This is a genomic window from Nocardioides sp. CPCC 206348 (genome assembly GCF_048654705.1).
Classification (GTDB): Bacteria; Actinomycetota; Actinomycetes; order Propionibacteriales; family Nocardioidaceae; genus Nocardioides.
The window spans coordinates 96061-102960 of the sequence record NZ_JBMCZA010000131.1; the positions used below are offsets into that span (position 1 = coordinate 96061).

Annotated in this window: 8 protein-coding genes; 5 read left to right on the top strand and 3 right to left on the bottom strand. The window is 72.1% G+C overall.

Going from position 1 to position 6900, the window contains the following annotated elements; genetic code table 11:
- On the bottom strand, positions 1-1037 hold a 1037-nt coding region (locus ACOADB_RS08370), incomplete at its 3' end, for a polyprenyl synthetase family protein (RefSeq protein ID WP_378597501.1).
- 76 nt (positions 1038-1113) lie between these two features.
- On the opposite strand from ACOADB_RS08370, the gene metF reads away from it, so the two are divergent.
- Complete coding sequence (gene metF, locus ACOADB_RS08375; protein WP_378597502.1) at positions 1114-2004, top strand: methylenetetrahydrofolate reductase [NAD(P)H]; 891 nt, start codon at positions 1114-1116, stop codon at positions 2002-2004.
- Positions 2005-2022: 18 nt separating this feature from the next.
- On the opposite strand, the gene ACOADB_RS08380 is transcribed toward metF, so the two are convergent.
- Positions 2023-3339, bottom strand: a complete 1317-nt coding sequence (locus ACOADB_RS08380; RefSeq protein WP_378597503.1) for a phytoene desaturase family protein — start codon at positions 3337-3339, stop codon at positions 2023-2025.
- A gap of 11 nt (positions 3340-3350) precedes the next feature.
- A complete protein-coding gene (locus ACOADB_RS08385) occupies positions 3351-3824 on the bottom strand; it encodes a YbaK/EbsC family protein (RefSeq protein WP_378597504.1) in 474 nt (157 codons plus the stop codon).
- Between the two features lie 61 nt (positions 3825-3885).
- On the opposite strand from ACOADB_RS08385, the gene ACOADB_RS08390 reads away from it, so the two are divergent.
- The 4 genes from ACOADB_RS08390 to dinB all read left to right on the top strand — a co-directional run.
- On the top strand, positions 3886-4353 hold the full coding sequence (locus ACOADB_RS08390) for a hypothetical protein (protein WP_378597505.1): 468 nt from the start codon (positions 3886-3888) through the stop codon (positions 4351-4353).
- A gap of 97 nt (positions 4354-4450) precedes the next feature.
- On the top strand, positions 4451-4912 hold the full coding sequence (locus ACOADB_RS08395; RefSeq protein WP_378597506.1) for an SAV_6107 family HEPN domain-containing protein: 462 nt from the start codon (positions 4451-4453) through the stop codon (positions 4910-4912).
- Positions 4913-4942: 30 nt separating this feature from the next.
- The gene (locus ACOADB_RS08400) at positions 4943-5656 is read left to right on the top strand and encodes a methyltransferase domain-containing protein (RefSeq protein WP_378597507.1); all 714 of its coding nucleotides are present in this window, start codon (positions 4943-4945) and stop codon (positions 5654-5656) included.
- Between the two features lie 18 nt (positions 5657-5674).
- A partial coding sequence (dinB, locus tag ACOADB_RS08405) for a DNA polymerase IV (RefSeq protein ID WP_378597508.1) occupies positions 5675-6900 on the top strand: 1226 nt, incomplete at its 3' end.

Genomic DNA, 6900 nt, shown 5'->3' on the forward strand with positions numbered 1-6900 from the left:
GCCTGCGCGTTCCAGCTGCCGGCTGCCTGGCCGGCATCGAGTGCCGCCACCGCGCGGGTGGTCAGCTCCTCGATCATCGACTCGACCTGCTCGCGCGCCCCGCACCCGTCGATGACCGTGCGCAGCTCGGCGACCTCGGCCTCGGTCAGGGCCGTGCCCAGCGCTGCGTCCAGGCGAGCAGCGTCGGCGGGCGAAGCGGCGTCGAGCGCCAGCGCGACGAGCACGGTCCGCTTGCCCTCGACGAGGTCGTCGCCGGCCGGCTTGCCCGTGGTGGCCGGGTCGCCGAAGACGCCGAGCAGGTCGTCGCGCAGCTGGAACGCCTCGCCGAGCGGCAGTCCGAAGGCAGTGAGCAGGTCGAGGGTGGCGGCGTCGGCCCCGGCGAGTGCGGCGCCGACGTGCAGCGGTCGCTCGATGGAGTACTTCGCGGACTTGTAGCGCAGCACCGTCATCGCCTGCTCGACGCTGGCGCGGCCGCGCGCCTGGACGGAGACGTCGAGGAACTGGCCGGCGATCACCTCCGAGCGGCACAGGTCGAACACGTCGAGTGCCGGACCGACGCGGTCCCGGTCCAGGCCGCAGCGACGCAGCAGCTCGTCGGCCCACGAGAGGAGCAGGTCGCCCAGAAGGATGGCTGCCGCGGCGCCGTACTGCTCCGCGTCACCACGCCATCCGTCGGCGCGGTGCTCGGCCTCGAAGCCGCGGTGCGTGGCGGGACGTCCGCGCCGGGTGTCGGAGGCGTCCATCAGGTCGTCGTGGACCAGGGCGCTCGCGTGCAGCAGCTCCAGCGACGCGGAGGCGCGGCCGACGGCCTCGGCCTCGGTGCCGTGCGGGATGCCGGCGATCGCGGCGAAGCCCCAGTGGCAGAACGCCGCACGGAACCGCTTGCCGCCGGACACCAGTGCCCGGGCCTCGGCCATCAGCCGGGTGGCGTCGGTGCCCAGGGGAGCGAGGCGTGCTTCCTGCTCGGAGAGGAACGCATCCACCGTGGCCTGGACCGTCGTGCGAAAACTGGTCGGGTCCCACGCCTGCTCGTTCACCTGCCCGAGCCTAGTGAGGTGTCGGGAAGTCGAGACGATGCCCCCTGCCGTGCCCGCCACATCTAGACTTCCGCCCATGACTACCGGTGCTGGGCGCTCCCTCGGCGAGATCCTCCGTGATGGCGGACGGTCCTTCTCGTTCGAGTTCTTTCCCCCCAAGGATGACGCGGGCGAAGCCCAGCTCTGGGACGCGATCCGGGCCCTCGAGCCCTACCGCCCCACCTTCGTCTCCGTGACGTACGGCGCCGGTGGCGCCACCCGCGACAAGACGGTGTCCATCACCGGCCGGATCGCCCGCGAGACCGAGCTCGTCCCGATGGCCCACCTCACCTGCGTCGGGCACACCCGCGAGGAGCTCGAGGGCATCCTCGACTCCTACGTCGCCGAAGGCGTCAGCCACGTGATGGCGCTGCGGGGTGACCCGCAGGAGGGTCCGCGCGCCGACTGGACGCCCACCGAGGGTGGCCTCAACTACGCCGTCGACCTCGTCGAGCTGGCGCGCTCGCGCGGTGACTTCCGCGTCGGCGTCGCTGCGTTCCCCGAGGGCCACCCGTCCGCTGCGTCGCTCGACCACGATGCCGACGTCCTGGTCGCCAAGGCCGAGGCCGGTGCCGAGTTCGCCGTCACCCAGATGTTCTTCCGCGCCGAGGACTACTTCGGCCTCGTCGAGCGCGTCCGTGCCCGCGGTGCGGACATCCCGATCCTGCCCGGCATCATGCCGATCCTGAACCTGAGCGCGATTCGTCGCCAGGGCGAGCTGATCGGCACCAGCGTCCCCGACGACATCGTCGCGCGGATCGCCGCGTTCGAGGGCGACCCTGCCGCCGTTCGCGCCGAGGGCATCAAGGTCGCGGCCGAGCTCTGCCACGAGCTGCTGGCCGGTGGCGCGCCGGGCCTGCACTTCTACACGCTCAACCGGTCGAAGGCGACGCTCGAGATCTTCGAAGCGCTGCAGATCACGGTCTGACCGGCCGGTCCGAAGGCGTCAGGCGGGGCCGATCAGGCTCGCCACGAGCGCTGCCGACTGCGTCACGAACGGGACGCCGGCGCCCGGTGCGCCGTGCGCGCCGGCGACGTACACGCCCTGGACGGGTGTGGTCGGGCCGAGGCGGTGACGGACCGTGCCACGGCCCTGCCACAGCACGCCGAGCGGCGATCCGCGCCACTGCTCGACGAGGTCGCGCGGCGAGAGGTCGACGCGGGTGACGATGTTCTCCCGGATGTCGATGCCGTGCCGGACGAGCGCGTCGACCATGTCCTCGGCGATCTTGCCCCGACCGTGCAGCGTCCACGCGGCACCGCCCTCGGGTGCCTCCCCGCCCGGCCGCACGGTGATCAGCGGTTCGGCGTGGAAGACGATCTCGTGCGACAGGTCGGGGACGTCTCCCTCCAGGCCCAGGTGGGCCACGACCGGCGGAATGGCCGGCATGGTGCGTTCGACGTACGACGCCAGGGACGGCAGGCGACGCGGGTCGATCGCGACGACCACGGCGTCTGCGTCGGCCTCGCCCTCAGCCGTGCGGACACCGACGACGCGCCCCTCCCGGATGACCAGGTCGATGACCTCGGTGCCGGTGCGGACGGTGACCTCGCGCAGCGTCAGGCGCGCCTCGAGCAGCTCGAGCAGGCGACGCATGCCGCCGGGGATCCGCCAGCCACCGAAGGTCTGCTCGAGGTACGACGTCACGCCCACCCAGGAGGGGGTGTTGCGGAGGTCGTGGCCCTCGGCGATGGCCAGGTGTCCGGCGATCAGCGCCAGGCGCTCGTCGCGGAAGTCGTGGCGCAGTCGCTTGTACAGCGTCTCGCGGATGTCGAACAGGTCGTCGAGGTCCTTGGGGACGGCACCCTTCGTGCGCGGATCCCAGGGTGTCTCGACGTAGTGCTTGCGCAGCACGTCCCACACCGGACCATAGACGTCGACGTGGCGGGCCCACTTCTCGCCGAGGCCGGGACCGAGGGTGTCCATCGCGGTCATCTGGTCGGCACGCGAACCGCCGGGAACCTGCACCGACGTCCGGTCCGCGAAGCGGTGCTCGCGCAGGACGGGGAGCGGTTCGAGGTCGCACCCGAGCTCGGTCTCGAGCGGACGACCGGTCTTGCGGAACAGGTCGCGCAGCGCGGCCGGCACCAGTGTCGACGTCGGCCCGGCGTCCCAGGTGAAGTCGTCCTGGTGGACGGGCGCGAGCGCGCCGCCGAGGTGGCCGGCGGCTTCCAGCAGCGCCACCTCGTGGCCCTGCTTGGAAAGGCGGGCGGCGGTGGCCATGCCACCGAGTCCACCTCCGATGACGACGATGCGTGCCATGGGTGTCCGTCCTAGTCGACGTCGATCGGGGTGGCGCCGGTCAGCGCCAGGAGTTCGTCGTACGACGTCGAGAAGACCGCGGCCGGGTGACCGGCGGCGGCCCAGACGACGTCGTACTTCTTGAGCCATGAGTCGAGGTAGGTCGCGATCGGCGCCGGGTGGGCGATGGGGGACACCCCGCCGATCACCTGGCCGGTGTGCTGCTTCACGAAGTCCGGCTTCGCCCGTCGCAGCTCCGCGCCACCGATCCGCTCGCGGGTGAGCGCCGTGTCGACCCGGTGGGCACCCGAGGTCAGGATGAGGACGGGAGTTCCGTCGGCATCGAAGAGCAGACTGTTCGCGATCGCACCGACCTCGCAGCCGAGCGCCTCGGCCGCAAGTGCGGCCGTGTGGACCGTGTCGGGCAGAATGACAATCTCCCCGCTACCGCTGAGGCGCTCGTGTTCCTCGCGGAACCGGGCGATCGAGGGGTGGTCGGCCGACATGGGGAGACCCTATCGACCGGGCCCGCCCGCCGATGGACAGCCCGCTGATGCAGGAGGAACGATGACCAAGAGACCACCGGCAGTCGAGCTCGCTTGCTGGCTGTTGTGGTTCCTGCTGGCGGCCGGAGCGCTCGTGTGCGTGATGGTCGTGGTCAAGAGCGACGACCTCGGGGCCGTCTGGTCGCCCATGCAGGTCGGTGACAGCACCGTCCAGCCCGTCGAGTTCGTGCCCGTCATCCTGGTCCTGTACGGCGTCACGGCTGTCCTCGCGGCCACGCTGATCGCGCTCTTCCGCACGGGCAACAACTGGGCGCGCCACTCGCTGGCCTGCATCGTCGTCAGCATCTTCGTGGTCACCGTCGCGACCGTGCGGACCGACCCGCCGACGCTCGTCGAGTGGTCCGCGATCGCTGCGGCGGTGCTCAGTGCCGTGACGCTGGTCTTCATCTGGCACCCCCAGAGCCACCACTTCGTGCGCGACGCCGGTCGCGAGCTGGCGCAGAAGGACACGGCCCCGATCGACTCCTGATCGACTCCTGACCGACTCTTGACGTCGTGTCGGAGCCGGGGTGTACCTTCGAATCGTTCGAACAAGTGTTCGAACTTCGTTCGAAGGAGACCGTTCCGTGGACCAGCAGTTCGCCCCCTCGTTCCAGGTCGGCCCGCACACCCTGCCGGCGACCACCCACAACTACCTCCTTCGCGCGGCGCAGTCGCTCAGCGAGGCCGTGTCGGCCGGCGACGTCGCCACGCGCTACGCCTGCGCCCACGTCGCGGCGCTCCGGGCGGCCGCCGCCCTGCTGTCGGCGCGGGCGCGCCCGGCCACGGGTCGGATGCGGCACCAGAAGAACGCGTGGGTGCTGCTGGCCGAGGTGGCGCCCGAGATGGGGGAGTGGGCGACCTTCTTCGCGGCCGGGGCCACCAAGCGTGCCGCCGCCGAGGCAGGGTCCTCCCGTGCGGCGTCGCCGCGAGAAGCCGATGACCTGGTCCGCGACGCTGATCGCTTCCTTGCCCTGGTCGAGCAGGCCCTGGGCCTGACCCCGCACGCCCCCGTCGGTGAGCAGCTGGTTGTCCGGGCCGTCGGCTGATCCGTCCCCGGGCCCACTAGTGTTTCCCGCATGGCCTCTCGCGAGCAGCGTGGTTCGGTGCGGACTGCCGTCGTCTGGGATGCGCTCGAAGCGGCCCTCGCCGACGGCCCCCGCGACGTGGTCGACCTCGGCGGCGGCACCGGCGGCTTCGCCGTACGCCTGGCCGAGTCGGGCCACCGGGTGCGCGTCGTCGACCCGAGTCCCGATGCCCTCGCCGCCCTGGGGCGACGCGCCCAGGAGGCCGACCTGGAGGTCTCGGGCCTGCAGGGTGACGTCACCGACCTGGTCGATGTCGTCGGCGCAGGCAGCGCCGACGTTGTCCTGTGCCACGGGGTCCTCGAGGTCGTCGACCCGGTGCTCGCGCTGGACCACATCGCGCAGGTGCTGCGGCCGGGTGGACTGCTCAGCCTCGTGGTCGGGCAGCGCCACGCTGCCGTCCTCGCACGGGCGATGTCCGGGAACTTCGCGCAGGCCCGCGCCCTGCTCGACGGTGTCGAGACGGTCGACCACCGCACCGGCCGTCGTTTCGCCCTGGGCGAGATCGAGGAGCTGCTCGCCGGCGCCGGCTTCGCGACCACCACGATGCACGGGGTGCGGGTCTTCACCGACCTCGTGCCCGCAGCGCTGGTCGACATCGAACCCGGTGCGGTCGCGGCCCTCATCGACCTGGAGCGCGCGGTCGCCGAGCGCCCGGAGTACTTCCACCTCGCCGCGCAGCTGCACGTGCTCGCTCGCTGGCAGTGACACCTGGGCGGTCGGTCGATGACCGCACCGCCCGTCTGCCCGATCCTCCACGTCGACATGGACGCGTTCTACGCGGCCGTGATGATCCGCGAGCGACCCGAGCTGCACCACGTGCCGGTGGTCGTCGGCGGCGGCCACCGCGGTGTCGTCCTGTCGGCGAACTACCCCGCGCGCCGCTTCGGGATCAGGTCCGGCATGTCCGGCACCGAAGCGCGCCGACTGTGTCCCCACGCGGTCACCATGCCGCCGGACTTCTCCGTCCTGACGCCGGTGTCGCGAGCCATCATGGAGACGTTTCGCACGATCACGCCGCTGGTGGAGGTGACATCGCTCGACGAGGCGTTCCTCGACGTGCGGGGAGCGGTGCGGCTGTTCGGCCCACCGGAGGACATCGCCGAGCTGATCCGGGCGCGGATCCACGCCCAGCACCAGATCACGTGCTCGGTCGGCATCGCCGCGTCCATCTCGGTGGCCAAGCTCGCGAGCCGCCAGGCCAAGCCCGACGGGGTCCGGGTGATCTCCCCGGACCGGATCGTCGCCGAGGTGCACCCGCTCGACGTCGGCGTGCTCTACGGCGTCGGCGAGGCGACCCGTCAGCGCCTGCTGCGGCTGGGGCTCCAGACGGTGGGTGACGTGGCCGCCCTCCCGGTCGACCAGCTGCAGCGGATGGTCGGCGGCCACCTCGGCCATCACCTGCACACGCTGGTGTGGGGGACCGACCGCAGCGAGCTGGTGCCCGGCGGCGCCGGGGTGTTCGGGTTCGGCGAGGGCGAGCCCGAGGGGAGCATGGGCGCCCAGCACACGCTCGCCGTCGACATCCGCGATCGCCGCGCCCTCCATCGCGAGCTGCTGCGACTCGTGAGCCGGGTCGCCGCGCGCGTTCGTTCCGCACGCAAGTGCGGCCGCACCGTCGCCATCACGGTCCGGTTCAGTGACTTCACCACGGTCAACCGGTCACGCACCCTGCGTGAGCCCACCGACGTCACCCAGGAGGTGTACGACGTCGCGGTGGCCCTGCTCGACCTGCTCCTCGACGCCATGGCCCCGCGGCGACCGGCAGTCCGGCTGGTCGGCGTGCGGGTCGAGGGACTGCGGGCCCGGCAGGGGGGCGACTCCCGGCAGCTGGTGCTCGGGGAGCGCGACCCGGGCTGGCCCGACGCCGACCGCGCGGTCGACCGGGCAGCCCTCCGCTTCGGCTCGAGTGCGGTCCGCCGCGCAAGCCTGCTGGGCGCAGGTGAGCGCCG